Source organism: Curtobacterium poinsettiae (assembly GCF_025677645.1).
Taxonomy (GTDB): Bacteria; Actinomycetota; Actinomycetes; order Actinomycetales; family Microbacteriaceae; genus Curtobacterium; species Curtobacterium poinsettiae_A.
In genome coordinates this window covers 1,630,166-1,656,015 of the sequence record NZ_CP106879.1, presented here as the reverse complement: position 1 = coordinate 1,656,015, position 25,850 = coordinate 1,630,166, and the positions used below count along the sequence as shown (strand labels likewise).

The following is a 25,850-nucleotide window of genomic DNA, read 5'->3' as shown; positions in this document are numbered from 1 at the left end:
GCGTGCCCGTGGACTGTCGCTGGGCGCGTGACGTCACCGACGGCCCCGGAACGGCCAGGAGGCCCGGCGCGCGTCCGTGACGGACGTGCACCGGGCCTCCTGGCCGGGTTGCCGCGAGGCGGCCCCGTGGTCACGAGCCGGCGGGTTCCTTCTTCTCGCCGCCCGACGCTGCGTCGGCCGAGATGATCGGGATCTCGCTCGTCGAGAACTCCTTCGCCCAGTCGGACTGCGCGAGCTCCGACGTCGGGTCGTTGTAGTCCTCGATGACGCCCGCGACCTCGTCCTCGGAGCCGACCGTCGGGCCGGACCCCATGAGCGGGCTGGCGGCGGTCTCCTTGGTGAAGTACACCGCGACCAGACCGATCACGGCTGCGAGCATCAGGTAGAACGCGGGGATGTCCTCGGCCCAGCCGTACCCGGCGTCCTTCGCGGCGTTGATGAGCGCCGAGGTCGCGAGCGGGGTGGTCCCGCCGAAGAGCGACACCGACACGTTGAACGCGATCGCCAGGGCGCCGTAGCGGATGATCGTCGGGAACAGCGCGGGGAGCGTCGACGGCATGGTCGAGGTGAACGTGACCAGCACGACGCCGAGGATCAGCAGGCCGGCGAAGACGCCGACCCCGGTACCGGTCTGGACCAGCTTGAGGGCCGGCCAGGACAGCAGGATGAAACCGATGCAGCCGGCGGCGAGCACCGGGCGGCGCCCGAACTTGTCGGAGAGTCGGCCGCCGAAGGTGATGACGACCATCATGAGCAGCATGACGATGACGATGAGGATCAGGCCGAACGTGGCGTTCTGGCCGAGGTTCTGCTCGAGGTAGGTCGGCATGTACGACAGCAGCATGTAGTCGGTCACGTTGAAGACCAGGACCAGGCCGATGCAGATGATGAGCGAGCGCCAGTTCTCGGCGAAGAGCTTGAGGAACGGGGTCTTCTGGCCCTCGCGCTCGGCTGCCTGCTCCTGCTGCTTCTGGAACGCCGGGGTCTCCTCGAGCTTCAGCCGCAGGTAGAGGCCGATCAGGCCGAGGGGGCCCGCGATGATGAACGGGATGCGCCAGCCCCAGCTGAGCAGGGCGTCCTCGGACAGGCCGAACTGCAGGCCGGTGACGATCGAGGCGCCGAGCACGTACCCGGCGAGGGTGCCGAACTCGAGCCACGAGCCCATGAAGCCACGGCGCTTGTCGGGCGAGTACTCGGCGATGAAGGTCGCGGCGCCGCCGTACTCACCACCGGTCGAGAAGCCCTGCACGAAGCGGGCGACCAGCAGCAGGACCGGTGCCCAGAAGCCGATCGTGTCGTACGACGGGATCAGGCCGATCATGAGCGTGCCCGCGGCCATCAGGATCATCGTCAGCGCGAGGACCTTCTGTCGGCCGATCTTGTCGCCGATCGGCCCGAACACGGCTCCGCCGATCGGACGCACGATGAACGCGGCGGCGAAGAAGCCGAACGTGGCGACGATGTTCGCGGCCGGGTCGCCCTGCGGCAGGAACACCTGCGAGATGGTGACGGTCAGGTACGCGAAGATGCCGAAGTCGAACCACTCCATGGCGTTGCCGAGCGCGGCAGCCGCGACGGCACGCTTGAGCAGCGACTCCTCGACGACGGTGACGTCGTCCTTCGTGAGATCGCGACGAGCGCGCTTCGCAGCGCCCTTCGTGCGCAACGGCCGATCGCCGTGCGGGTGGGGTGCGTCGTTCGGTGCCAAGTCGTTCCTCCGGGGTGCGGTGCTTCCTTCGGGCGTCCGGCGGACGGCGACGTTGCAGCTCCTGCGAACCCTGCGTTCGCCGGACAAACTCCGACAGACTAGCAGGCTCTTGGCGTGTCCGACAGGTCGGTGTGGTAGCCGGCACCCGGCCGGCAGCCGCGGACGCCCCGTGGCCGGCTCCCGACGTGTACGCGGCCGCTACGATTGGGGCACCGCGCGTCAGGCGCGCAACACTCAGGCACCTCATCACGGACTCGGTGCCGCACACACGGACGGAAGGCGCACCATGACCAAACCCATGCCCGAGAAGCCGAGCGTCGACGGACTGGAGCAGGTCTGGGGGCCCGTCTGGGAGCAGGACGGCACGTACCGCTTCGACCGCGACGCCGCCGGTCACCGCGACGCCGTCTGGTCGATCGACACCCCGCCGCCCACCGCCTCCGGCTCGCTGCACATCGGCCACGTGTTCTCGTACACGCACACCGACCTCAAGGCCCGGTTCGAGCGCATGCGCGGCAAGCACGTCTTCTACCCGATGGGCTGGGACGACAACGGCCTGCCCACCGAGCGCCGCGTGCAGAACTACTACGGCGTCCGCTGCGACCCGACCCTGCCGTACGACCCCGAGTTCACGCCGCCGTTCGAGGGCGGCGACGGCAAGTCCTCGAAGGCCGCCGACCAGCTGCCGGTGTCGCGTCGCAACTTCATCGAGCTGTGCGAGCGCCTGACCGTGCAGGACGAACAGCAGTTCGAGGAGCTCTTCCGCACGCTCGGCCTGTCGGTCGACTGGACCCAGTCGTACCGCACCATCGACGACACCTCGCGGGCCAGCGCCCAGCGCGCGTTCCTGCGCAACCTGGAGCGCGGCGAGGCCTACCAGGCCGACGCCCCGACCCTGTGGGACGTCACGTTCCGCACCGCGGTCGCGCAGGCCGAGCTCGAGGACAAGGAGATGCCCGGCGCGTACCACGGCATCGCCTTCCACCGCACCGACGGCGGCGACCACGTCGTCATCCAGACCACCCGCCCGGAACTCCTGCCCGCCTGTGTCGCCCTGGTGGCCCACCCGGACGACGAGCGGTTCCAGGACCTCTTCGGCACCACGGTCCGCTCCCCCCTGTTCGACGTCGAGGTCCCGGTGCTCGCACACCACCTGGCGCAGAAGGACAAGGGCGCCGGCATCGCGATGGTCTGCACCTTCGGTGACACCACCGACGTCGTGTGGTGGCGCGAGCTGCAGCTGCCGAACCGCGCGATCATCGGCTTCGACGGCCGCGTGCGTTCGGAGGAGCCCGCCTGGATCGAGTCCGCGACGGGCCAGGAGCTCTACGCCGAGATGGCCGGCAAGACCGTGTTCTCGGCCAAGAAGGTCGTCGTCGACGCGCTGACCGAGTCCGGCGAGCTGATCGGTGACGTCAAGACCATCCAGCACCCGGTGAAGTTCTTCGAGAAGGGCGACAAGCCCCTCGAGATCGTGTCGACCCGCCAGTGGTACGTCGTCAACGGTGCGCGCGACGAGCAGCTGAAGAGCACGCTCCGCCAGCGCGGCGAGGAGATCGCGTTCCACCCGGACTTCATGCGCGTCCGCTACGACAACTGGGTCGGCGGCCTGTCCGGTGACTGGCTCATCTCGCGCCAGCGCTTCTTCGGCGTGCCGCTGCCCGTCTGGTACCCGCTCGACGCCGACGGCAACCCGGTGTTCGACCAGCCGATCGTGCCGACCGAGGCGCAGCTGCCCGTCGACCCGGCCTCCGAGCCGGCCCCCGGCTTCACCGAGGACCAGCGCGGCGTGCCCGGCGGGTTCCAGGGCGAACTCGACGTCATGGACACCTGGGCGACCTCGTCGCTGACCCCGCAGCTCGCGGGCAAGTGGGAGACCGACCCGGCGCTCTACGACCTGGTGTACCCGTACGACGTCCGCCCCCAGGCCCAGGACATCATCCGCACGTGGCTGTTCACGACCGTGCTCCGCAGCCAGCTCGAGGCGGACTTGGTGCCGTGGAAGCACGCCTCGATCTCCGGCTTCATCGTCGACCCCGACCGCAAGAAGATGTCGAAGTCGAAGGGCAACGTCGTCACGCCGCTGTCCATCCTCGAGCAGCACGGCGCCGACGCGGTCCGATACTGGGCGGCCTCGTCCAAGCTCGGCACCGACGCGGCGTTCGACCCACAGAACCCGAAGCAGATCAAGGTCGGCCGTCGACTGGCGATCAAGGTGCTCAACGCGGCGAAGTTCGTCTACGGCTTCCCGCTGCCCGAGGGTGCCACGAGCGTGACCGAGGCCCTCGACGTCGACATGCTCGCGGAGCTCGGCGCGGTCGTCGAGCAGGCCACCGCGGCGTTCGACGGCTTCGACCACGCCCGTGCCCTCGAGATCACCGAGCGCTTCTTCTGGACGTTCTGCGACGACTACCTCGAGCTCGTGAAGGAGCGCGCCTACGGCACCGCTTCCGACGCGACGCACGAGACGCAGGCGAGCGCGGTCCTGGCGCTGCGCGGCGCGATCGACGTGCTGCTCCGACTGCTGGCACCGTTCCTCCCGTACGCGACGGAAGAGGTCTGGGCCTGGACCCACGACACCAGCGTGCACCGGGCCTCCTGGCCGACCGCGACCGACCTGCCGACCGACGCGGCCCCCACGGGGCTGCTCGCGGCCGTCGGGCAGGCGCTGATCGGGATCCGCGGTGCGAAGACGGCGGCGAAGGCGTCCCAGAAGACGCCCGTGACGCGTGCGGTCGTCGCTGCGCCCGCCGAGACGCGTGCGCTCATCGAGCGCGCGGCGGTCGACCTGGCGGCCGTCGGCCGCATCGAGAACCTGTCGTTCGTCGACGGCGACGAGCTCGCCGTCACCGAGATCGAGCTCGCGGAGCAGCCCGCGTCGTAGGCTCGGGCTGGGCGCTCGCCCGCGGGCGCTCGCCCGCAGGCGCATGGTGAGCAGAAGAGGTCGGGTCCGTCAGGCGGACTCGACCTCTTCTGCTCACGAAGGACGGACAGGAGGCACGGATGCAGTTGGGCACACGCTGGAACGTGGGTGGGGAACCGCCTGCGCGACTGCCGGAGACGATGGTCGTCGCCGTGCGCGGGGTCGAGGACGAGCTCGCGGCGGAGTCCGTCGACACGGCGACGTGGGGTTGGACCCTGACGTTCCTCGAGGGGAAGCCGATCGTCGAACTCGACGACGGCACCTCGATCCACCTCGACGCACTCGGCCACGCCCAGGTCACGAACCCCGACGACGCGGGCGAGGAGGACTAGCGCGCGCTGCGCGCGGCGCGCGCGGAGCGGTGCGCGGTGCGATGCGCTTGGAGTGCAGGAATGGTCGGGTCCCCGGTGGGGACCCGACCATTCCTGCTCACCATGCGGGCGTCCCCGCCGGGGAGCGTCCGCGTGATCGCCGAGGGATCAGGACTCGGCGAGCCAGGTGCGCAGGACCTCGTTCACCTCTGCGGTGTGCGTGGTGAGCAGGCCGTGCGGGGCGCCCTCGATCTCGACGTACTCCGCCGCGGGCAGTGCCTGGGTGAAACGTCGGCCGGTGGCGTCGATGGGCAGGATGTTGTCCGACGTGCCGTGCACGATCAGGGCGGGCACGGTCACCTTCGGGATGTCCTGGCGGAAGTCGGTCGGCCAGGTCAGGGGTGCGGCCGCGGACGCGATCGAGCCGGAGCCGGCCGCGACGTTCCAGGCGTTGCGGACCTGCTCCTCGGAGATGCGGCTGCCGAGGTTCTCCGAGAGGTTGAAGAAGTCCTGGTAGAAGTTCGTGAAGTACGCGTAGCGGTCCTTCGCCACGTCGGCGGCGATGCCCTCGAAGAACGACATCGGGCCGGCGCCGTCGGGGTTGTCGTCGGTGATGGCGAGGAAGGGCTCGAGCGAGGCCAGGAACGCGACCTTCGCGATCCGGTCCTCACCGTGGCGGCCGATGTAGCGGGCGATCTCGCCGGTGCCCATCGAGAAGCCGACGAGGATCACGTCGCGCAGGTCGAGGGTCTCGAGGACCGTGTGCAGGTCGTCGGCGAAGGTGTCGTAGTCGTAGCCGGTGGACGGCTGCGAGGACTGGCCGAAGCCACGGCGGTCGTACGTGATGACGCGGTAGCCGGCTTCGAGGAGCATCGGGATCTGCCCCTCCCACGAGTTGCCGTCGAGGGGGAAGCCGTGGATCAGCACGATCGGCTGCCCCTGGCCCTTGTCCTCGTAGTGGAGTTCGATGTCGACGCTGTTCTCGGTTCCGACGGTGATGGCACCCATGATCGTTCCTTCCCTGAGTATCGCGGAGAACGATCGTTCTCCGTCGATGTGGACTACAGTAGAGAACGCCCGTTCCCAGCGCAACTCGAGAACGGTGAACACTCAGGGAACGGGGTACACACATGGCCACCAGCACCGTCGAGCCGGACGTCCGAGCACACATCGTCGAGGTCGCGGACCAGCTGTTCTACACGCGCGGGATCCAGTCCGTCGGGATGGACGAGATCCGCACGGGCGCGGGGGTCTCCCTCAAGAAGCTGTACGCGGCGTTCCCGGGCAAGGAGCAGCTCATCGCCGCGGTGCTCGCCGGTCGCCACGACATGTGGGAGCAGGGTGTGCACGGCGCGGTCGAGGCTGCGGCCAGCCCGCGCGACAAGCTCCTGGCGGTCTACGACTTCCTCGAGTCGTGGTTCGGCGACGACACGTTCCGCGGCTGCGGGTTCATCAACGCGTTCGGCGAGCTCGGCGCGACCTCGCCTGCGGTCGCCGAGATCGCGCGCGAGCACAAGGACTCGTTCCAGCAGTTCGTGCAGCGGCTCACCGCCGAGGTCGTCGCCGACCCCGAGCACGCCGAGGAACTCGCCGCGCAGCTCGCACTGCTCGCCGAGGGCGCGCAGACCACCGCGGCCATCGCCGGCACCACGGCGCCTGCCGCGCACGCGCGCCGTGCTGCGGTGACCCTGATCGACGCAGCGATGCGCTGACACGCGACCGACGACGGACTGGAGGCCGGTGGCGGCGCCGCCACGGGCCTCCAGTCCGCTCGCTGGTCACGCCGGGCGCAGGTGCGCTCGCCGGGCCGTTCCGGGCGTACCGGGTCGTTCCGGGCGTACCGGGTCGTTCCGGGCGTACCGGGTCGGTTCTTCCGACCAGGGACGCCCGATCCCGCTTCCCAGTCCGGGCGCCATGGGAAGGAACGGACTCCAGCACCCGTGCATAGGGTGGGCAGATGGCAACCCCGTTCGACGTCCCGAGCACCCTCCCCTACGCCCTGCCGCCCTTCGGCGACGTGCGACTCGAGCACTACCGACCGGCGTTCGAGGCCGGCATGGCCGAGCAGCGCGCCGAGGTCGAGGCCATCGCCACCGATCCACACGCCCCGACGGTCGAGAACACCCTGGTCGCACTCGAGCGGTCCGGGCAGCTGCTCACCCGCGTCAGCCACGTGTTCTTCACGCTGTCGTCGGCCGACTCCAGCCCGGAGCTGCAGGACCTCGAGGCCGAGGTCTCCCCGCTCCTCGCCGCGCACCGCGACGCGATCACGCTCGACTCCCGCCTGTACGCCCGCGTGCAGGAGGTGCTCGACGGCGCCGAGGCCGCCGGACTGACCGGTGAGGCGCTGCGGCTGGTCGAGCGGACCCACGCCGAGATGACCCTGGCCGGCGCCGGTCTCGACGACGGGGGCAAGGCGCGTCTGACGGCGATCAACCAGGAGCTCTCGACCCGCACGACGACCTTCGAGCGGAACCTGCTCGAGGACACCAACGACTCCGCCGTGCACGTGACCAGCGAGGACGAACTCGAGGGGCTCGACGACGGGGCGAAGTCCGCCGCCGCCGCCGCTGCCGCCGACCGGGGCCTCGACGGCTGGCTCATCACGCTGCCGCTCTACACCGGACACCCGTGGCTGTCCTCGCTGGCGAACCGTGCCCTGCGCGAGCGGATCATGCGCGCCTCGCTCGCCCGCGGTCGTCGCGGCAACGAGCACGACAACCGCGAGGTGCTGCTCCGCATCGTCCGGCTCCGGGCCGAGCGGGCCGAGCTGCTCGGGTTCCCGAACCACGCGGCCGTGGTCACCGCCGACGAGACGGCGAAGACCCCCGAGGCCGTCGACGGACTGCTGTCCTCGCTCGTCGGCGCCGCCGCACGGAACGCCGACGACGAACGCGCGGTCCGGTCGCGCACGGTCGGGTTCGACATCGAGTCGTGGGACTGGGCGTACGCCACCGAGATCCTGCGCGGCGAGCAGTTCGCCGCGGACAGCACCGCGCTCCGCCCGTACTTCGAGGCCGACCGGGTCCTGCACGACGGGGTCTTCCACGCCGCCGGCGCCCTGTACGGCCTGACCTTCACCGAGCGCCCGGACCTGCACGGCTACAACGACGAGGTCCGGGTCTTCGAGGTCACCGGTGACGACGGCGAGCCCGTCGGGTTGTACCTGCTCGACCTCTACACGCGCGACGGCAAGCGCGGCGGCGCGTGGATGAACCCGGTCGTCGAGCAGTCCGAGCTGCTCGGCACCCTGCCCGTCGTGGTCAACAACCTCAACGTCGCGAAGCCCGCTGCCGGCTCCCCCACCCTGCTCATCCAGGACGAGGTCGAGACGCTCTTCCACGAGTTCGGGCACGCCCTGCAGGGCCTCATCGCCCGCACCACCTACCCGCGGTTCTCGGGCACGAACGTCGAGCGCGACTTCGTCGAGTTCCCGAGCCAGGTGAACGAGATGTGGCTGTCGTGGCCGTCCGTGCTGGCGAACTACGCGAAGCACCACGAGACCGGGGCGCCCCTGCCGCCCGAGCTCGTCCTGGGGCTCAGCGAGTCCGAGGGGTTCAACGAGGGCTTCGGTACGACCGAGTACCTCGCCGCAGCGCTGCTCGACCAGGCGTGGCACCGGCTGTCGGCTGCCGAGGCGGCCGCGGTGACGTCCGTCGAGGACTTCGAACGAGACGCCCTCACAGCCGCCGGCATCGCCGTCGAGGCCGTGCCGCCGCGGTACTCGTCGACGTACTTCGCGCACACGTTCTCGGGCGGGTACGACGCCGGGTACTACGGGTACATCTGGTCCGAGGTGCTCGACGCCGACACGGTGGAGTGGTTCCGCGACAACGGCGGGCTGGACCGTGCGGCCGGCAAGCGGTTCGCTGAGCGTCTGCTCGGGGTCGGCGGGGCGAAGGACCCGCTCGAGGCGTACCGGGACTTCCGCGGCCGTGATGCCGAGGTCGGTCCGCTGCTGCGGCGCCGCGGGCTGGAGTAGCCGGCCCCTCGGCGGGACACGACCAGAACGACAGGACACCTCGAGATCTCGAGGTGTTCTGTCGTTCTGGTCGTGTCCGTCGTGGACGGCGAAGGGGCGGCGCGCTACGCCGACTTCTCGACGCGCTTGGCCCGGGGTCGCGGCACGATCGTCGGCGCGGCGTTCTCGAGCACGGACTCGCGGGTGATCACCACGCGGGCGACGTCGTCGTCGGACGGGACGTCGAACATCACCGGGCCGAGGACCTCTTCGAGGATCGCCCGGAGGCCACGGGCACCCGTCTGGCGCAGCACCGCGAGGTCCGCGATGGCCTCGAGCGCACCCTGGTCGAACTCGAGCTCGACGCCGTCGATCTGGAACATCCGCTGGTACTGCTTGACGAGCGCGTTCTTCGGCTCGGTCAGGATCTGCATGAGCGCCGCCTGGTCGAGCTGCGACACCGTGGTGACGACGGGCAGACGACCGATGAACTCGGGGATCAGACCGAACTTGTGCAGGTCTTCCGGCAGCACCTCGGAGTACAGGTCCTGGTGGTCGGTGGCGCTGTGCAGGGGTGCCCCGAAGCCGATCCCGCGCTTGCCGACGCGTGAGGACACGATGTCCTCGAGCCCGGCGAACGCACCCGCCACGATGAACAGCACGTTCGTCGTGTCGATCTGGATGAACTCCTGGTGCGGGTGCTTGCGGCCGCCCTGCGGCGGGACCGAGGCGACCGTGCCCTCGAGGATCTTGAGCAGCGCCTGCTGCACGCCCTCGCCCGAGACGTCGCGGGTGATCGACGGGTTCTCGGCCTTGCGCGCGATCTTGTCGACCTCGTCGATGTAGATGATGCCGGTCTCGGCGCGCTTCACGTCGTAGTCGGCGGCCTGGATGAGCTTGAGGAGGATGTTCTCGACGTCCTCGCCGACGTAGCCGGCCTCGGTCAGGGCGGTGGCGTCTGCGACAGCGAACGGCACGTTGAGGCGCTTGGCGAGGGTCTGCGCCAGGTACGTCTTGCCGCAGCCGGTCGGGCCGATGAGCAGGATGTTCGACTTGGCGATCTCGATGTCGTCGCGGTCTTCGGCGGCGGTGATCTGGCCCTGGGCGCGGACGCGCTTGTAGTGGTTGTAGACGGCCACGGCGAGGGCGCGCTTCGCCGGGTCCTGCCCGATGACGTACTCCTGCAGGAAGTCGAAGATCTCCCGCGGCTTGGGCAGTTCGAAGTCCCCGCTCGCGGTGTCCTCGCCAGCCTCGGCCAGACGTTCCTCGATGATCTCGTTGCAGAGCTCGACGCACTCGTCGCAGATGTAGACGCCCGGTCCGGCGATGAGCTGCTGGACCTGCTTCTGGCTCTTGCCGCAGAACGAGCACTTGAGGAGATCGCCGCTCTCTCCGATGCGTGCCATTCCCGTGCCTCCCTGATTGGACATGCCGGCCGCGCTGTCGCACCACCGCTGGTGCACCGCTGCTGGTGGGCACCTCGTCGTGGACACGAGCCTAACCGCAACCGGTGACACCGACCGCGATGCCCCTCCGGGATCCGCCCGCGCGTTCGCCCAGGGCGTGCGAGCCTGCTACGGTGATCCGGACTTCTCTACATCTTGTAGAACAGCAGTGCAGGACCACCCCGGAAGGAACCCCATGCAGAAGCGTCTCGCCGCCGGCGGCGCCGTCACCCTCGGTGTCGCAGCCGTCATCGTCCTCGGCAGCGCCACGGCGGCCAGCGCGCACGTGTCCGCCACGGCCACGTCGACCGCAGCGAACTCGTACACCACGGCGACCTTCTCGGTCCCGCACGGCTGCGACGGCTCCCCCACGACGAAGATCGAGTTCCAGGTGCCGGAGTCCGTCATCGAGGTCACGCCCACCGTGAACCCGAACTGGAAGATCACGAAGGCGACCGAGCCCTACACCGACCCGTCCGCCGCCGACGACGAACACGAGGCCGCCGCCGAGCGGGTCACCAGCGTCACGTACACCGCGAAGACCCCCCTGCCCGCCGACGAGCGCGACACCTTCGCCCTCTCGTTCTCGCTACCGGACGGCAAGGCCGGTGACCTCGTCGAGTTCCCCGCGATCCAGACCTGCGAGAAGGGCAGCGTCGAGTGGAACCAGGAGCAGCAGGCCGGCGAAGCCGAGCCCGAGCACCCGGCACCCTCGATCACGCTGACCGCCGCCGAGGCGACGGACGACGACGGTGACCCGATCGCCGCGACCCCGACGGCCGAGGCCGCCGGCACGGCCACCTCGAGCGACCCCGACCTGGTCGGTCGGTTCCTCGGCCTCGGCGGCCTGGTGCTCGGCGCCGTCGCCCTGGTCGTCGCCGTCGCCGGCACGCGTCGTCGCAGCTCCGCCAAGTGACGCAGCCTGGTTCGCGTCGGTCCCGGCCGCGGTCCTCTGCCCGGAGGCTCGTGGCCGGGACCGCCGCGGCCGTCGCGATCGCCGGTGGTGCGGTCCTCGGGCTCGCAGGCCCCGCCAGCGCGCACAACTACCTGATCTCGTCGGACCCGGAGGTCGGCGGCACCCTGACCGAGCTACCGGAGACGTTCGACATCACGACGAACGACAAGCTGCTCGACATCGGTGACTCGGGGTCGGGTTTCGCGTTCCGCATCGTCGGCCCCGACGGCAAGTACTACGAGGACGGCTGCGTCGACGTCGAGGGCCCGTCGATGACCACGGCCGCCGCACTCGGCGACTCGGGCAAGTACACCGTCGAGTGGCAGATCGTCTCCGCCGACGGGCACACCGTGTCCGACGAGTACCCCTTCACGTGGAAGGCACCGTCGGGCTTCACGCCGGCCACGGGCGCGGTGAAGCCCCCGACCTGCGCCGCCACGGGTGACGACGACGCCGGTGCGGACACCACCACCGGCACGGCCTCGGGGTCGAGCGACTCGGCCGCGTCGGACGCGATCTGGATCGGCGCCGGTGGCGTCGTGCTGGTCGGCGTCGTCGTCGCGGTGCTGCTGCTCCTGCGCCGCAAGCCGGCCCCCGAGTCCGACGACACCGACGACACCGACGACTGACCACCGCGCAACGACGAAGGCCCCGCACCGTTCGGTGCGGGGCCTTCGTCGTTCCTGCTGGTGCTACTTGACGAGCGCCGGCAGGTTCTTGCGGCTGGTGAGGACCTGGTCGATCAGGCCGTACTCCACGGCTTCCTGCGCGGACATGATCTTGTCGCGCTCGATGTCGTGGTTGATCTCATCCGGCGTCTTGTTGGAGTGCTTCGACAGCGTCTCCTCGAGCCAGGTGCGCATGCGGAGGATCTCCGCCGCCTGGATCTCGATGTCGGACGCCTGACCGCCACCCTGCTGGGTCGCGGGCTGGTGGATCAGCACACGGGCGTTCGGCAGTGCGAGGCGCTTGCCGGGCGTACCACCGGCGAGGAGCACCGACGCGGCCGAGGCAGCCTGGCCGAGGCAGACCGTCTGGATCTGCGGACGGATGTACTGCATCGTGTCGTAGATCGCCGTCATCGCGGTGAACGAGCCACCGGGCGAGTTGATGTACATCACGATGTCGCGGTCGGGGTCCATCGACTCGAGCACGAGCAGCTGGGCCATGACGTCGTCAGCCGACGCGTCGTCGACCTGCACGCCGAGGAACACGATGCGGTCCTCGAACAGCTTGGCGTACGGGTCCTGGCGCTTGTAGCCGTAGGCCGTGCGCTCTTCGAAGCTCGGCAGGATGTACCGATTGGACGGAGCCGGGACGTTCTGCGCGCCACCGAGCATGGGGAGATGCATTCTCGTTTCCTTTTCTTCGGTGGTGATCAGGACTGGGCGTCGGGCTCGGCTGCGCTGGTGGGCGTCTCGCCGTCGCCGACGGTGCCACCACCGCCGATGACCTCGGCGCTCGAAGCGCGGAGGTGGTCGACGAAGCCGTACTCGAGCGCTTCCTGCGCCGTGAACCAGTTGTCGCGGTCGTTGTCCTTGAGGATCTGCTCGATCGACTTGCCGGTCTGCTCGGCCGTGAGCTCCGCCATGCGCTGCTTCATGTCGAGGATGACCTTGGCCTGCGTCTGGATGTCGGCCGCGGTGCCGCCGAAGCCACCGGACGGCTGGTGGAGCAGCACGCGCGCGTTCGGCGTGATGTAGCGCTTGCCGGGCGTGCCGGAGGACAGCAGGAACTGTCCCATCGACGCGGCGAGGCCGATGCCCACGGTGACGATGTCGTTCGGGACGAACTGCATCGTGTCGTAGATCGCCATGCCGGCGGTGATCGAACCACCGGGCGAGTTGATGTAGAGGTAGATGTCCTTCTCAGGGTCCTCGGCGGCGAGCAGCAGCAGCTTGGCTGCGATCTCGTTCGAGTTGTCGTCGCGGACCTCGGAGCCGAGCCACACGATCCGGTCTCTCAGAAGGCGGTCAAAAACACTGGGGTTCAGTGTTGCTTCGGCCATGGAAAAGCTCCCGTTCAGTTGTCGCTTGTTGTCGAACTTATCGGGTGCAACGCACCAGTTCTCGTCTGTTCGCTGTCGGCAATGCGAAGGTGCGGAAACAACGGACGGGAGGCACGGTGCCAGCTGGCACCGTGCCTCCCGTCCTTCGTGCTGGTGGCGTCGAGATCGTTACTCGGCGTCGCCTGCCGGCTCCTGCGCGACGCCCGCCGTGAAGGCGGACAGGTCGACGGCGTCGCCGTTGGTGTCCTTGACGGTCACCTTGGACAGGACGGTCGCGACCGCCTTCGAACGGGCGACCTCGCCGACCATGCCGGGGATCTGGCCGTTCTGGTCGATGACCTTGATGAACTCGGCCGGCTCCATGCCGTACTGCGCGGCGGCCTGGATGAGGTACTGGGTCAGTTCCTCCTGCGAGACCTGGATCTCTTCCTTCTCGGCGATCGCGTCGAGGAGGATCTGCGAGCGGAAGGCGGTCTCGCTGGACTCGGAGACCTCCTTGCGGTGCTCCTCGTCCTCGAGGCGGTTCTCCTGCTCGAGGTGACGGTGCACCTCGTCGGCGATGAGCTGCTCCGAGATCGGGATGTTGACGTCCTCGGTGAGCTTCTCGACGAGCTTGTCGCGAGCCGCGGCACCCTGACCGAAGGTCTTGGACTTCGCGATCTGCTCCTTGAGGTCCGCCTTGAGCTCGTCGATGGTGTCGAACTGGCTGGCGATCTGGGCGAACTCGTCGTCGGCCTCGGGGAGCTCGCGCTCCTTGACGGCGGTGACGGTGACGGCGATCTGGGCGGTCTCGCCCTCGCGGTCGCCGCCGACGAGCTTCGACTCGAAGGTCGTCGACTCACCGGCGGTCAGGGACTCGAGCGCCTCGTCGATGCCCTCGAGCAGGTCGCCGGAGCCGATCTCGTAGGAGACGCCGGTGGCCGAGTCGACCTCGTCGTCACCGATGGTGGCGGTGAGGTCGATCTGCGCGAAATCGCCGGTCTTCGCCGGACGGTCGACCGTCACGAGCGTGCCGAAGCGGGTGCGGAGGTTCTGCAGTTCCTCTTCGATCTCGTCGTCCGACACCTCGACGGCGTCGACGGTGAGCTCGTACGAGGAGTAGTCCGGCAGGTCGAACTCGGGGCGGACGTCGACCTCGAAGGTGAGGACGAGGTCACCGGTGAAGTCCGCGACGTTCGGCAGCTCGGCGACGTCGGCCTCGGCGCGACCGAGGATGCGCAGCTCCTGCTCTTCGACCGCCTGGCGGTAGAAGTTGTCGATGGCGTCACCGACGGCGTGGTTCAGGACCTCGCCGCGGCCGACGCGCTGGTCGACGATCGCCGGCGGGACCTTGCCCTTGCGGAAGCCGGGGATGTTGATCTGCTCGGCGATGTGCTTGTAGGCGTGGTCGATGCTCGGCTTGAGATCGTCCGGCGTCACGTTCACGGTGAGCTTGACGCGGGTGTCGCTCACCTTGTCGACGGTGCTGGTGGCCAAGGGATGTTCTCCTGTTGGTTGACGTTCGTGTGGTCGGTGGTGCTCGAAGGACCTGGTCGGGGCGACAGGATTTGAACCTGCGACCTCCCGCTCCCAAAGCGGGCGCTCTACCAAGCTGAGCTACGCCCCGTTGGTCTGTGCCAGGGATCGGCCGCGCACGCGCAGGGCGCATGCGACCCCGGTGAGTCTAGCGGTCCGACGGCGCGCTGTTCCCGGGGGTTGCTCAGTCGTCCTCCGCGGCGCGTCGCAGACCCCGCCGCCACCGGATCCCGACGGCCACCTGGACCCCGAGGGCGGCCACCGCGAGCAGCAGCCCGACGACGATCCGCCAGACGTGCAGCAGTGCGTGCGCGGGCTGCGACTGCGGATCGCCGAACAGGTCGGGACGCAGGGACAGGACCGCGGCGGCGAGGACCACCAGCACGTACGAGACCACCCGGGACCAGCGGATGGTGCGCTCGGCACCGGCGTCCGGCTTCGGGATCACGCGCGTCGGCATGTCGGTGCTCGTTCGTCCGCTACGATGGTCGGGCTGCGCCTGGTGCGCAGGCGCGGGGATGTAGCTCAATGGTAGAGCCCCAGTCTTCCAAACTGGCCACGCGGGTTCGATTCCCGTCATCCCCTCTCTTCTTCCTCCTGCCCCGCGCTTCGTCGGCTGATGCACGGTTGCACGCTGGGTGCGAGGTTGTTCCGGCGCACCGAGCGGTCAAACCCGCACGGAGCGAACACGCGCGCACCGTGCGTGGTCAGGGGCCGGCGAACTCGAGGGTGATCTCCGGGGAGTCGCCGAGTTCCACCCGGGCACGCTTCCGCTCCGCCGCACGCAACGGCACGAGGTACCCACCGTCCTTCGGGAACAGCGACGTCGTCCACGTCACCGAGCCGATCGTCACCCGCGCAGGGATCACACCCCACCCGTAGGTGAGCACCGGCGCGAGGTCCGCGATGACCTCGGCAGCGTCCGGCGGCACGACGGCGAAGAAGAACGGTGACGGGCCGCGCCACTCGATCACCTCGCCGCGGAACTCGAGCTCCATGCGGCGATCGTACGGCCGCGCACCTCGCACGGTGCGAGGTCCGCCGAACTCCGTGCGAGGTTCCGCACTCGGTGCGATGGCCGCGTGCTCGCACCGAGTGCGCAACCTCGCACCAGGGCGAACCCTGGGTCCCCAACCTCGCACCACGCCAAGCGCCGAACGCGGGGTCCCTCGCACCAGGCCGCGGGAGCCCGACCAGCGGGACCCGGACGACGGACGCGCCCCGCGCCTCCAGGCCGGAGCCGGGGAGCACGGGGCGCGCGCCGCTGTCAGGACGGACGCGTCAGCGGTACGACGCGGCCTGTCCGTACAGCACCTTCGTGAACGACGAGACGTAGGCGGACTCGTCGCCTCCCGGCAGGTTGTACGTCATGAACACGCCGTACCCGTCGGCCTTCGTGCGCTGCGCGAGCGAGACGGCGGTGGCCTCGGGGGTGTTCTGGATGTCGACCGCAGCGGCGGACAGCTTCGACTTCGGCAGGCCCGGGATCGTCGGCGCCGTGTAGGTGCCGTAGTACGGGTTCCAGGCGTAGTCGAGCTTGCCGCCGATCGACGGGTTCGCCGTCTTCAGGGCGTCGGACGACGGGCCGATGTCGTAGAACGAGATGATCTTGCCCGGCATGTCCGCACGCAGGGCACTGATGAGCCAGCCGATCGACTGCTGGTTCGGCTGCGGGGTGCCGTCCACGCCGTAGTCGGAGTACTCGTCGTCCAGGTCGACGCCGTCGAGTCCGTACTTCTCGACGGTCGCCGACACCTGCTCCGCGAAGTCCCGTGCGGCTGCCTTCGAGGTGAAGTTCGCCAGCCCGGTGCCCTGGTGGTTGCCGAGCACCGAGAGCGTCACCTTGATGCCCTTGGCCTGCAGCGGGCGGATCTGCGTGGCGGCCTGGTCGAGGGTTCGCTGCACGTTCTCGTTGGCGTACAGGACCGCCTTGCCGTCCGCGTCCCGGTTGATGTTCGCGGCGAAGATGATCGCCACATCGAAGGCGTTCGCACCGTTCTCCAGCGTGTACCGCCCGACGTTGGCGAGCTCGTCGTTGTTGACCTCGACGTAGGCGATGCTCGTCGGCCCCGACTTCGTGGGGACGGCGTGGTGCCCGTGTCCGTGTCCGTGGCGTCCGCCGTGTGACGTGCCCTGCCCGTGGCTGGCCCCAGACGAGGACGGCGCCGCGGATGCTGCAGCGGGTACCAGTGGTGCCGCGAGCATGGCGACCAGTGCGGTCGCGATGCCGAACTTCGTGGACTTCTTCATGGCGTTCCTCCTTGCGTGGATGGATGGATCACTTGCGTGGGAAGCGGAAGGTGCGGACCTCGTAGGCGTCGACGGCGAACGAGGACGCGTCGACGGTGCCGGCCGAGGCCAGCGCCTCTTCGAGCAGGGTCACCTCGGCAGCCGGCCCGAACGCAGCACCGTCGGCCTCGGACAGGGCGATGGCCCCGGTCCCCCGCTGCCCGGTCGGCTCGTACACGCGCACGACCAGGTCACCGGACCGGTCGTCGGCGAGCTTGACGCTCGACAGCACGACGTCGCCGGAGACCTGCACGAGCGGGTCGAAGCCGTGCGCCCCGGTGATGGTTCGCGCGCCCGCGTTCATCCGCACGCCGGCCGACGTGGCTCCGAGCTGGTCGGTGCCGATGACGATGCCGTACCGGTGCGTCTGCACGCCCTGGTCGGTCTCGGGGTCCGGGAACCGCGGTGCCCGCAGCAGCGACAGCCGCACGGTGGTGGTGACGTGCCCGTCGACGGCGTCGCGCGTGGTGTCGAAGCCGTGGATCGAGTCGTTCACGAGCGCGACGCCGAAGCCCGGCTCGGACACCAGCACGTAGCGGTGCATCGAGGTCTCGAACTTCGCGGCCTCCCACGAGGTGTTCGTGTGCGTCACCCGCTTCTGCGCGCCGAACTGCGTCTCGGCGACGGTGTGCTCGGCGCGGACGTCGAGCGGGAACGCGACCTTGAGGAACTTCTCGGTCTCGTGCCAGTCGGTCACCTGGTCGAACTCCAGGGTGCGCGACTCCGGCGCCAGGGCGATCTCCTGGCGGACCGTCGAGTCACCGAACGCCCGCTCGACGACCACGCGGGCGACCCCGGCGTCGTCGACCGACGCGGTCAGCCCGGTGGTCGACACGAGGTCCTCGACGCGGTTGCGGTAGTACCGGTCGACGTCCCACGCGTCCCACATGTTCGGGAAGTCCTGGTGCAGCTGCAGCAGGTTCGCCGCCTGGCCGGCCGCGATCGCCTCGCGCCCGCTCGCCAGGTCGACGGCGCTCGTCACGAGCCCCTGCGCGTCGACGACGACCCGCACCAGGTCGTTCGCCAGCACGTACCCGCCGTCCTGCTCGGTCAGGGACACGGCGGTCGCCGCCGGCACTTCGGTCGCCACGACGGCGCCCTGCGCGGGTGCACCGGCCTGGAGGAACGGGGCCGGGTTCACGACGACGGCCGCGTCCCCGGCACCGGCGAGCGCCGAGAGCGCCTGCTCGATGATCGCCCTCAGCGCCGCGGCCGTCTCGGCGTAGCGTTCGACCGCTTCGCGGTGCACCCACGCGATCGAGGTGCCCGGCAGGATGTCGTGGAACTGCTGGAGCAGGACCTGCTGCCACAGGGCGTCGAGCTCGTCGTACGGGTAGGTGAAGTCGGTGCGGGCGGCGGCGGTCGCGGCCCAGAGCTCGGCCTCGATGAGCAGCTGCTCGCACCGGCGGTTGCCCTGCTTCGTGCCGTGCTGCGACGTGAGCGTGGCCCGGTGCAGTTCGAGGTACAGCTCCCCCACCCACACGGGCGGGTCGGTCAGCTCGGCCTTCGCGCGGTCGAAGAACGTGTCCGGGTGCTCCCACCGGACCTTCGCGCTGCCCTCGAGGTCCGCCAACCGCGCGGCGGTGCCGGTCATCTCGCGGGTCGTACCGCCACCGCCGTCGCCCCAGCCGACCGGGGCGATCGATCCGGTGGCGAGCCGGTTCTCGCGGAACTGACGGGAGGCCTTCGCGACCTCGCTGCCCGACAAGCGCGAGTTGTAGGTGTCCATCGACGGGAAGTGCGAGAACACCCGCGACCCGTCGATGCCCTCCCACAGGAACGTGTGGTGCGGGAACTTGTTCACCTGGTTCCACGAGATCTTCTGCGTGAAGAACCACTCGAAGCCCGCGCGGCGCATGAGCTGCGGCAGCGCCGGCGAGTACCCGAAGCTGTCGGGCAGCCAGACGCCCTTCGGTCGGATGCCGAACTCGCGCTCGAAGAACCGCTGCCCCTGCGAGAACTGCCGGACGATGCTCTCGCCGGTGGGCATCACGGTGTCGGACTCGACCCACATGCCGCCGATCGGCAGGAACCGGCCGGCCTCGACCGCCGCCTTGACCCGGGCGTAGACCTCGGGGCGGTGCTCCTTGATCCACGCGTACTGCTGCGCGCTCGACATGCCGTACAGGAAGTCGTCGGTCTGGTCGATGAGCTCGGTCATGGTCGACGTGGTGCGGGCGACCTTGCGGATGGTCTCGCGCACGGGCCAGAGCCAGGCGGAGTCGATGTGGGCGTGCCCGACGGCCGAGATCGTGTGCGCCGAGGCCTCGGCGGGAGCGGCGAGCACCTCGGCGAGCGCCGCGCGGGCGTCCCCGGCGGTCTCCGGGATGTGCTGCAGGTCGAGCGCGTCGAGGGCGTCGTCGAGGGCCTGCAGGATCCGCATGCGTCGGGGCCCGGCGGGCAGCTCGGCCTGCAGCTCGAGCAGGACGTCGACGTCCAGGGCGAGCTCGTGCACCTCGGACTCGAAGACGGCGAGCTCCATCCGGCGGGTGGCGTAGAGGCGCTTCGAGGACGAGGTCTGCACGTCGCCCTCCTGCGTCGGCAGGAAGGGGTGGTAGTCGAGCAGGACGGGGTTCGACGCGGCCTCGACGAAGAGCTCGACGGTCTCGCCACCCTCGGCCCGCTCGGTGACCAGGACCCACTGGTTGCGTGGGTTGATCGACTTCACGGGGGTACCGTCGGCCAGGTACACGAGCCCCTCGCACTGGAACCCGGGCATGTTCTTGTCGAAGCCGAGGTCGATCACGGCCTCGACCCGGCGTCCGGCCCACTCGGTCGGCACCGTCCCGGTCAGCCGGAACCACGTCGTGCCCCAGGCCGCGCCCCACGGGGTGCCGACCTCGTAGGGCGCGAACGTGAGCGCGAGCCCCTCGGCCGGCGGGACCGGCTCCCCCGGCAGCTCGTGCCAGGCGGCCTGGAGTGCCGTCGTGGTCGCGTGCACCACGGGGGTGATCCGCTCGTCGAGCACCCGTCGGGCGCGTCCGGTGGTGAGGGGGATGTCGTCGTGCATGGGGCCTTCCGGGGTCAGGGCGTCGTCGCCGGGTGGGCGACGCGGACGGTGGTGGTGTCGAGGTCGGACGGCACGTCGACGCAGCGGTCGATGCCTCGGGCGGCCAGCAGCGCGGTGTCCGACAGTCGGGAGCGCAGCACGACCTGCGGGCCGCGGCCGTCCGGTGCGGCCTCGGCCAGGGCGAGCCAGGCGGCGGCGAACCGACCGCCGGGGGCGCAGTCGGCGCGGGTGCCGTGCCGGACGGTGCCGTCGGAGAGCACGTCGTCGAGGACGAGCGCGGTGGTCGTCGGTGCGGCACGCGCGTCGCGGGCGTGCTCGGCGCGGGCGAGGGCGGCGAACGCCTCGCCCGCGGGCTTCAGTCGTCCGTCGTTCGTGAACAGCCCGAGGTCGTACTCGAGCTCGGGGAAGTCGGCGAGCGACCGGGCGACGTCGTGGGAGCACCACCAGGTCACCCCGAGCACCTGCTGCGCGTCGAGCACGTGCCGGATGGTCTGCTCGGTGAACGCGGCGGCGTCGGCGGGGTCGACGACGTTGGTGGGGGCGCCGACCTCCTGCAGCCAGTTCGGCCGGGCGGCGTCGTGGTTCCAGGCGGCGGCGAGCTGGAGCAGGTACTCCCCGTGCCGCACCGACCCGGCCCCGAGTGCGCCGTGCAGTGCCGCGGAGCCGTTGAACACCCACGAGTGCGTGACCGTCGCGTCGCCGTGGTCCGCCGCGTGCTCCGGGCCGAAGGGCTGGGCGTCGTCGTACCAGGCCGCGTCGTACTGCGCGACGGTGACCAGCGGCCCGGGACGCGACCCGGTGGCGGGCGGGACCGACGAGGCGGGGTCGAGCCGCGCCTCCAGGCCGACCGACACGGACGACGCAGGCAACGCCGATGATCCGTCCGACAGCCCCGCTCGCGCCGCCGCGACCATCGCCGCCGCCCACGCGTGCCCCTGCTCCGCCGTGATCGCGTGCGGTGTGGGGTGCGGCGCGTGCGCGAACTGGTTGACCTCGTTGCCGATGGTGATGCCGAGCAGGTTCGGCCTGTCGGCGACCGCTCCGGCGAGCGCCCGGACGTACGCGGCGGTCGAGGCGACCACGTCCGGGTCGGTGAACATGTTGCGGCGGTGCCAGCTGTCCAGCCAGGACGGCACGAAGTCGAAGCTCGACAGGTGCCCCTGCAGCGCGTCCACGTTGACGTCGAGCCCGAACGACCCGGCGAGGTCGACGACCGTCGCGACGTCGTCGAGGGCCTGCTGCCGGATGAGCGTCCGGTTCGGCTGGACGACCGGCCAGAGCGGGAAGATCCGCACGTGGTCTGCGCCGATCGACGCGATCGCCTCGAGGTCCCTGGCGGTGTCCGACCGCGAGAAGTCGAGCCACGAGTGGAACCAGCCGACCGAGGGCGTGTAGTTGACCCCGAAGCGCATCAGCCCTTCACACCGCCCTCTTCGACGCCCTTGAAGAAGAAGCGCTGCAGGACGGCGAAGATCACGGCGATCGGGATGAAGGCGATCATGGTGCCGGCCGCGATCATCCGCTGGTCGGTGGCGAACGTGCCCTGCAGGTACTGCAACCCGACGGTCAGGGTGAGGTTCTCGGGCGACTGCAGCACGATGAGCGGCCAGAGGAAGTCGTCCCACGCGCCGATGAACGAGAAGATCGCGATGACCGCGATGGTCCCCTGCACGGCGGGCAGCGAGATGTACCGCAGGCGTTGCATCGCGTTCGCGCCGTCCATCACCGCCGCCTGGTCGATCTCCTCGGGGATCTGCCGGAACGCGTTGAACATCAGCAGGACGTTGAGTGCCGCGATCATGCCGGGCAGGGCGACGCCGACCAGGTTGTCGGCCAGGCCGAGGTCCTTCACGGTGACGAACTGCGAGATGATCGTCGCCTCGCCGGGCAGCACCAGGGTGCCGAGGAACAGGCCGAGCACGAGCTTCCGGTGCCGCCACTGCAGACGGGCGAGGGCGAAGCCGGCCAGGGTCGCGAACACGATGTTGCCGAGGACGTCGATCGCGGCGACGAGCAACGAGTTGCCGATGTACCGCCACACCGGGATCGCGGCGGCGACCTTCAGGTAGTTCTCGATGGTCGGCTCCGTCGGGATGAACGACGGGTTCGCCGTGTAGATGTCCTCACCGGCGCCCTTGAGCGACGTGGACAGCTGCCACAGGAACGGGCCGATCGTGATGAAGAGCACCACGATGAGCAGGACGTAGCGGACGACCTTCTCGCGCGTGGACATGACGCCCCAGACCGCGCGGCGCCGCCCGCGTCCGTTCTGCCTGGAGGCCCGTCTCGCGTCGGTCGCGCCGGTCACGTCCGGCGTCGGGCTGGCAGCACCCTGCGCGCCGCCGACGACGGGTTCGGTCGTGCTGGTCGTGTTCGTCACTTGTCCGCCTTGCTGTTCATCCGGGCGAGGGCCAGCATCGGGACGAGCGTCACGACGAAGAGCAGGAGGCTCAGGGCGGACGCGTAGCCGAGGTTGCCGGTGAAGCCGCGGGCGTACTGCTGGATGAGCATGACGAGCGAGTTGTCCTGCCCGCCGGGCCCACCGGTGCCGTTCGTGAGGATGTAGAGCTCGCTGAACACCCGGAGGGCAGAGACGCACACCAGGATCCCGACGAGCGTCATGGTGCCGCGGACCCCGGGCATCGTGACCGACCAGAAGCGTCGGACCGCGCCCGCGCCGTCGAGCGCGGCGGCCTCGTGCAGGTCCTTGCCGACGTTCCCGAGGGCGGCCAGGAAGATGATCATGTAGTAGCCGAGCCCCTTCCACACCGTCAGGCTGATGGCGCTGAGGAGCAACAGCCAGCGGTCGGTCAGGAACGGGACGCTGCCCTGCACGACGCCGAGGGCCTGCGCCATCTCGTTGATGACACCGCGGTCGTCGAGGATCCACGTCCAGATGAGCCCGACGACCACCGCGGACGCGATGACCGGCGTGTAGAACGCGGTGCGGAAGAACGCGATCCCGGGCAGCTTCTGCTGCACGAGCACCGCGATGAGGAGCGGGAGGACCGTCAGCAGCGGCAGGCACACCGCCATGTAGATGACGCTGTTGAGCAGCGCCTCCCACACCTGGGGGTCGGCGAGCAGGGTCTGGAAGTTCTGGACCCCGACCCACTGGCTGACGCCGCCGAGCGGGCTGGCGTTCGTGAACGACAACCGGACCGTGTTGATCGAGGGCCACAGGCTGAACGCGACGAGCCAGATCAGTGCCGGCAGGACGAGCAACCAGGGCGTGTACCAGCGGTTCGCACGCATGACGATCCTCCCTCTTCCTTCTCCGGGACCGGATCAGCCGTTGGCCAGCAGGCTGTTCATCTTGGTCTGGGCGGTCTGCAGCGCCTTCTCGGGCGACACCTGGCCCTTCATCGCGAGGGCGATCTGCTGGTCGAGGAAGTCCGTCATCGCGGAGTTCGCCTCGACCGGGTTGATGACCTTCGCCGTCTTCAGGGCCTCGTTCGCCAGGACCCGGGCCTCGCCGTTCACGGTGCCGTCGTCCTTCGAGAAGTACGGGTCGGACTGCGACGACGTGGTGGACGGGAAGATGTTCACCTTGTGGGCGAACGCCTCCTGGTTCTCGGCGTTCGTCATGAACTTCGCGAAGGCCTCGGCGGTGGCGAGGTGCTTGGACTTGCTCGAGACCGACAGGCCCTGCACGTAGAGCGGCGGGGTGTCGAGTGCGGGGCTGACGGTGACCTTCCCCTTGAGCGACGGGTTGTTCTTCTCGAAGTCGGCGAGCGAGGTGGCACCGCCGGTGGTCCAGGCGACCTTGGCCTGCGTGAACAGGGTGGAGTTGCCGAGGTAGTCGCTGTTCAGCACGTTGGAGGGCATGTAGCCGTCCTGGTACGCGTCCTTGTAGCGCTCGATCAGGTCGGCGGCCTTCGACGAGTCGGCGAAGGTGAACTTCGTGCCGTCGGCGTTGAGCACCTTGACGCCGGCGAGCGTGAAGTCGCCGAGGCCGGGTTTCCGGCTCATCAGGTAGTCGGTCGGGCAGTTGTCGTGCATGGTCTTCGCCTGCGTGAACAGCTCGTCGGTGGTCTTCGGCGGGTTCTCCGCGTCGAGGCCGCACTTGGCGAACATCGTCGAGTTCCAGTAGTTCACGTCGGTGTTGAGGTACCAGGGGTACCCGAACGTGCCGTCCACTCCCTTGTACTCGTAGGAGTCCACCGCGCCGGCGACGTACGTGCTGGCGAGCTTCGGGTCGTCCTTCCCGACGTCCTGCAGGAACCCGCGCTTCGCGAGCGGCAGGGCGATGTCCGGCGGCAGGTTGATCACGTCGGGCAGGCTGTTCGACGATGCCTGGCTGAGCACCTTGTCGGCGTACCCGTCGCCGGGCTGGTCCTGCAGCTTGACCTTCGCGTCCGGGTGGGCCTGCTCGAAGTCCTTGATGACCCCGTTGAGGTACCCCGTGTAGGTCGGCGTGAGCGCCCAGGTCTGCAGGGTGATGGTGCCGCTGATCTCGCCGCCGCCGTTGTCGGCCGCGTTCCCGCCGCTCGAGCAGCCGGTCAGGACGAGCGCCGTGGCGGCGGCCGTCGCGAGCAGCGCGGTGGCGCGGCCCCTCGTCATGCGTGTGGTGGTCCTCATGGCGTCTGACTCCCTCGTCATAGCTGAACCGGTTCAGCAGCAATCACCGAACCCGGGTGTGGCAGCCACTGTGGATGACTAAAGCGCTATAGTCAACCCCGTGGCCACCAAGCGTCGAACGACGATCGCCGACATCGCCGCGCGGGCCGGTGTGTCCATCAGCGCGGTGTCGTTCGCGTTGAACGATCGCCCCGGCGTCTCCGACGAGACCCGTCGCCGCGTGCGCGAGATCGCCCGCGAGCTCGACTGGCAACCGCACACCGCGGCCCGGGCGCTCGGCGGCGCGAAGGCCGGTTCCATCGGGTTCGTGCTGAACCGCCCGGCCCGGACCCTTGGCACGGAGTCGTTCTTCGGCGACCTGATCTCCGGTATCCAGCTCGGGCTCGCCGGCACCCACGTCGGCATGAACCTGCTCGTCGCGCGCGATGCCGAGGAAGAACTCGAGACCTACCGGGACTGGTGGCGCGGACACCGTGTCGACGGCGTGATCGTGATCGACCCCCGTAGCGACGATGCCCGGCTCGCCCTGCTCGCCGACCTCGGCATGCCGACCGTCGTCGTCGGCTCGCACCCCTCACCCGACGGTGCCGCTCCCACGGTCTGGATCGACGACTCGGACGCCACCGACACCGTTCTGCGGTACCTGCACGCCCTCGGGCACCGACGCATCGCCCACGTCGCCGGGCGGCCCGAGTTCGAGCACACCGCCATGCGCATGGACCGGCTCCGGGCGTTCGCTGCCGACGAGGGGCTCGACGACGCGGTCTCGGTGCCGACGGACTACTCGGCCGAGGCCGGCGCGAGCGCCACCCGCACCCTGTTGTCCCGGAGCGTCCGACCGACCGCGATCGTCTACGACAACGACGTGCTCGCCGTCGCCGGGCTGGGCGTGGCGAGCGAGATGGGCGTCGCGGTGCCCGGCGACGTCTCGATCGTGTCCTTCGACGACTCGGCGATGATCCGGCTCGTCCGCCCCGCGGTCACCTCGCTCACCCGCGACACCGTCGAGCTCGGGCAGCGCGCGGCGACCCTGCTGCGCGCGCAGATCGACGCCAGCGCCGCGCTCCCGTCACGCCCGGGCCCCTCGCTCACCCTGAGCGTCCGCGAGTCCACCGGCCGCGCCCCCGTCTGACCCGCTCCGGAG

The 25,850-nt window shown here is 69.7% G+C and carries 21 protein-coding genes and 2 tRNA genes; 8 read left to right on the top strand and 15 right to left on the bottom strand.

Features of this window, described 5'->3' with window-relative positions; genetic code table 11:
* Positions 1-130 precede the first annotated feature (130 nt).
* Positions 131-1,708 (bottom strand): glycine betaine/L-proline transporter ProP, encoded by a 1,578-nt coding sequence (gene proP, locus OE229_RS08070; protein ID WP_247737501.1) that lies wholly within the window; start codon positions 1,706-1,708, stop codon positions 131-133.
* Between the two features lie 286 nt (positions 1,709-1,994).
* On the opposite strand from proP, the gene valS reads away from it, so the two are divergent.
* Together valS and OE229_RS08060 are read left to right on the top strand one after the other, a co-directional pair.
* On the top strand, positions 1,995-4,592 hold the full coding sequence (gene valS / locus OE229_RS08065; protein WP_263345215.1) for a valine--tRNA ligase: 2,598 nt from the start codon (positions 1,995-1,997) through the stop codon (positions 4,590-4,592).
* Positions 4,593-4,711: 119 nt separating this feature from the next.
* Positions 4,712-4,963: a hypothetical protein gene (locus tag OE229_RS08060; RefSeq protein WP_027464702.1), complete on the top strand. Its 252-nt coding sequence runs from the start codon at positions 4,712-4,714 to the stop codon at positions 4,961-4,963.
* 147 nt (positions 4,964-5,110) lie between these two features.
* On the opposite strand, the gene OE229_RS08055 is transcribed toward OE229_RS08060, so the two are convergent.
* Positions 5,111-5,950, bottom strand: coding sequence for an alpha/beta fold hydrolase (locus OE229_RS08055; protein WP_262137349.1), 840 nt, complete (start codon positions 5,948-5,950; stop codon positions 5,111-5,113).
* Positions 5,951-6,072: 122 nt separating this feature from the next.
* Here OE229_RS08055 and OE229_RS08050 point away from each other — a divergent pair, with 122 nt between their 5' ends.
* Together OE229_RS08050 and OE229_RS08045 are read left to right on the top strand one after the other, a co-directional pair.
* Positions 6,073-6,654, top strand: coding sequence for a TetR/AcrR family transcriptional regulator (locus OE229_RS08050; protein ID WP_027464700.1), 582 nt, complete (start codon positions 6,073-6,075; stop codon positions 6,652-6,654).
* 245 nt (positions 6,655-6,899) lie between these two features.
* Complete coding sequence (locus tag OE229_RS08045) at positions 6,900-8,924, top strand: M3 family metallopeptidase (protein ID WP_262137346.1); 2,025 nt, start codon at positions 6,900-6,902, stop codon at positions 8,922-8,924.
* Between the two features lie 104 nt (positions 8,925-9,028).
* Here OE229_RS08045 and clpX read toward each other — a convergent pair whose 3' ends face one another.
* On the bottom strand, positions 9,029-10,309 hold the full coding sequence (clpX, locus tag OE229_RS08040) for an ATP-dependent Clp protease ATP-binding subunit ClpX (RefSeq protein ID WP_182064836.1): 1,281 nt from the start codon (positions 10,307-10,309) through the stop codon (positions 9,029-9,031).
* 235 nt (positions 10,310-10,544) lie between these two features.
* On the opposite strand from clpX, the gene OE229_RS08035 reads away from it, so the two are divergent.
* On the top strand, positions 10,545-11,264 hold the full coding sequence (locus OE229_RS08035; RefSeq protein WP_259581007.1) for a YcnI family copper-binding membrane protein: 720 nt from the start codon (positions 10,545-10,547) through the stop codon (positions 11,262-11,264).
* 50 nt (positions 11,265-11,314) lie between these two features.
* Positions 11,315-11,932: a copper resistance CopC family protein gene (locus OE229_RS08030; RefSeq protein WP_262137344.1), complete on the top strand. Its 618-nt coding sequence runs from the start codon at positions 11,315-11,317 to the stop codon at positions 11,930-11,932.
* A 63-nt stretch (positions 11,933-11,995) separates the two neighbouring features.
* Here OE229_RS08030 and OE229_RS08025 read toward each other — a convergent pair whose 3' ends face one another.
* From OE229_RS08025 to OE229_RS08005, 5 genes are all read right to left on the bottom strand, one after another.
* Positions 11,996-12,655, bottom strand: coding sequence for an ATP-dependent Clp protease proteolytic subunit (locus OE229_RS08025; protein ID WP_262137342.1), 660 nt, complete (start codon positions 12,653-12,655; stop codon positions 11,996-11,998).
* 26 nt (positions 12,656-12,681) lie between these two features.
* Positions 12,682-13,311, bottom strand: a complete 630-nt coding sequence (locus OE229_RS08020; protein WP_182064839.1) for an ATP-dependent Clp protease proteolytic subunit — start codon at positions 13,309-13,311, stop codon at positions 12,682-12,684.
* 168 nt (positions 13,312-13,479) lie between these two features.
* Positions 13,480-14,787 (bottom strand): trigger factor, encoded by a 1,308-nt coding sequence (tig, locus tag OE229_RS08015; RefSeq protein ID WP_182064840.1) that lies wholly within the window; start codon positions 14,785-14,787, stop codon positions 13,480-13,482.
* 53 nt (positions 14,788-14,840) lie between these two features.
* A tRNA-Pro gene (locus OE229_RS08010) sits at positions 14,841-14,917 on the bottom strand.
* Between the two features lie 93 nt (positions 14,918-15,010).
* On the bottom strand, positions 15,011-15,286 hold the full coding sequence (locus tag OE229_RS08005; protein WP_111054863.1) for a hypothetical protein: 276 nt from the start codon (positions 15,284-15,286) through the stop codon (positions 15,011-15,013).
* Between the two features lie 54 nt (positions 15,287-15,340).
* Between OE229_RS08005 and OE229_RS08000 the strand changes: the two genes are divergently transcribed.
* Positions 15,341-15,411 (top strand) — tRNA-Gly (locus OE229_RS08000).
* Between the two features lie 122 nt (positions 15,412-15,533).
* Here the strand turns inward: OE229_RS08000 and OE229_RS07995 are convergent.
* From OE229_RS07995 to OE229_RS07965, 7 genes are all read right to left on the bottom strand, one after another.
* Positions 15,534-15,824, bottom strand: coding sequence for a DUF1905 domain-containing protein (locus OE229_RS07995; RefSeq protein ID WP_182064843.1), 291 nt, complete (start codon positions 15,822-15,824; stop codon positions 15,534-15,536).
* Positions 15,825-16,107: 283 nt separating this feature from the next.
* Complete coding sequence (locus OE229_RS07990) at positions 16,108-17,076, bottom strand: endo-beta-N-acetylglucosaminidase H (protein ID WP_262137340.1); 969 nt, start codon at positions 17,074-17,076, stop codon at positions 16,108-16,110.
* 28 nt (positions 17,077-17,104) lie between these two features.
* Positions 17,105-20,125 (bottom strand): alpha-mannosidase, encoded by a 3,021-nt coding sequence (locus OE229_RS07985; RefSeq protein WP_262137338.1) that lies wholly within the window; start codon positions 20,123-20,125, stop codon positions 17,105-17,107.
* 14 nt (positions 20,126-20,139) lie between these two features.
* Positions 20,140-21,537, bottom strand: a complete 1,398-nt coding sequence (locus OE229_RS07980) for a glycoside hydrolase 5 family protein (RefSeq protein WP_262137336.1) — start codon at positions 21,535-21,537, stop codon at positions 20,140-20,142.
* Positions 21,537-22,505 carry a carbohydrate ABC transporter permease gene (locus OE229_RS07975; RefSeq protein WP_262140118.1) on the bottom strand — a complete coding sequence of 323 codons (969 nt, stop codon included), beginning with the start codon at positions 22,503-22,505 and terminating at the stop codon, positions 21,537-21,539. Before OE229_RS07975 ends, OE229_RS07980 begins: the two co-directional genes overlap by 1 nt.
* Positions 22,502-23,380: a carbohydrate ABC transporter permease gene (locus OE229_RS07970; protein WP_182064847.1), complete on the bottom strand. Its 879-nt coding sequence runs from the start codon at positions 23,378-23,380 to the stop codon at positions 22,502-22,504. The genes OE229_RS07975 and OE229_RS07970 overlap by 4 nt, the downstream gene beginning before the upstream one ends.
* A gap of 33 nt (positions 23,381-23,413) precedes the next feature.
* Positions 23,414-24,688 carry an ABC transporter substrate-binding protein gene (locus tag OE229_RS07965; RefSeq protein ID WP_263345208.1) on the bottom strand — a complete coding sequence of 425 codons (1,275 nt, stop codon included), beginning with the start codon at positions 24,686-24,688 and terminating at the stop codon, positions 23,414-23,416.
* 118 nt (positions 24,689-24,806) lie between these two features.
* Here OE229_RS07965 and OE229_RS07960 point away from each other — a divergent pair, with 118 nt between their 5' ends.
* The gene (locus tag OE229_RS07960; protein ID WP_262137334.1) at positions 24,807-25,838 is read left to right on the top strand and encodes a LacI family DNA-binding transcriptional regulator; all 1,032 of its coding nucleotides are present in this window, start codon (positions 24,807-24,809) and stop codon (positions 25,836-25,838) included.
* Positions 25,839-25,850 lie beyond the last annotated feature (12 nt).

Excerpts from the sequence above, each read along its gene's own strand:
- valS (WP_263345215.1), top strand. The coding sequence starts at position 1,995 with ATGACCAAACCCATGCCCGAGAAGCCGAGCGTCGACGGACTGGAGCAG.
- OE229_RS08060 (WP_027464702.1), top strand. The coding sequence starts at position 4,712 with ATGCAGTTGGGCACACGCTGGAACGTGGGTGGGGAACCGCCTGCGCGA.
- OE229_RS08055 (WP_262137349.1), bottom strand. The coding sequence starts at position 5,950 with ATGGGTGCCATCACCGTCGGAACCGAGAACAGCGTCGACATCGAACTC.
- OE229_RS08050 (WP_027464700.1), top strand. The coding sequence starts at position 6,073 with ATGGCCACCAGCACCGTCGAGCCGGACGTCCGAGCACACATCGTCGAG.
- OE229_RS08045 (WP_262137346.1), top strand. The coding sequence starts at position 6,900 with ATGGCAACCCCGTTCGACGTCCCGAGCACCCTCCCCTACGCCCTGCCG.
- clpX (WP_182064836.1), bottom strand. The coding sequence starts at position 10,309 with ATGGCACGCATCGGAGAGAGCGGCGATCTCCTCAAGTGCTCGTTCTGC.
- OE229_RS08035 (WP_259581007.1), top strand. The coding sequence starts at position 10,545 with ATGCAGAAGCGTCTCGCCGCCGGCGGCGCCGTCACCCTCGGTGTCGCA.
- OE229_RS08025 (WP_262137342.1), bottom strand. The coding sequence starts at position 12,655 with ATGCATCTCCCCATGCTCGGTGGCGCGCAGAACGTCCCGGCTCCGTCC.
- OE229_RS08020 (WP_182064839.1), bottom strand. The coding sequence starts at position 13,311 with ATGGCCGAAGCAACACTGAACCCCAGTGTTTTTGACCGCCTTCTGAGA.
- OE229_RS08005 (WP_111054863.1), bottom strand. The coding sequence starts at position 15,286 with ATGCCGACGCGCGTGATCCCGAAGCCGGACGCCGGTGCCGAGCGCACC.
- OE229_RS07995 (WP_182064843.1), bottom strand. The coding sequence starts at position 15,824 with ATGGAGCTCGAGTTCCGCGGCGAGGTGATCGAGTGGCGCGGCCCGTCA.
- OE229_RS07990 (WP_262137340.1), bottom strand. The coding sequence starts at position 17,076 with ATGAAGAAGTCCACGAAGTTCGGCATCGCGACCGCACTGGTCGCCATG.
- OE229_RS07985 (WP_262137338.1), bottom strand. The coding sequence starts at position 20,125 with ATGCACGACGACATCCCCCTCACCACCGGACGCGCCCGACGGGTGCTC.
- OE229_RS07980 (WP_262137336.1), bottom strand. The coding sequence starts at position 21,537 with ATGCGCTTCGGGGTCAACTACACGCCCTCGGTCGGCTGGTTCCACTCG.
- OE229_RS07970 (WP_182064847.1), bottom strand. The coding sequence starts at position 23,380 with ATGCGTGCGAACCGCTGGTACACGCCCTGGTTGCTCGTCCTGCCGGCA.
- OE229_RS07965 (WP_263345208.1), bottom strand. The coding sequence starts at position 24,688 with ATGACGAGGGGCCGCGCCACCGCGCTGCTCGCGACGGCCGCCGCCACG.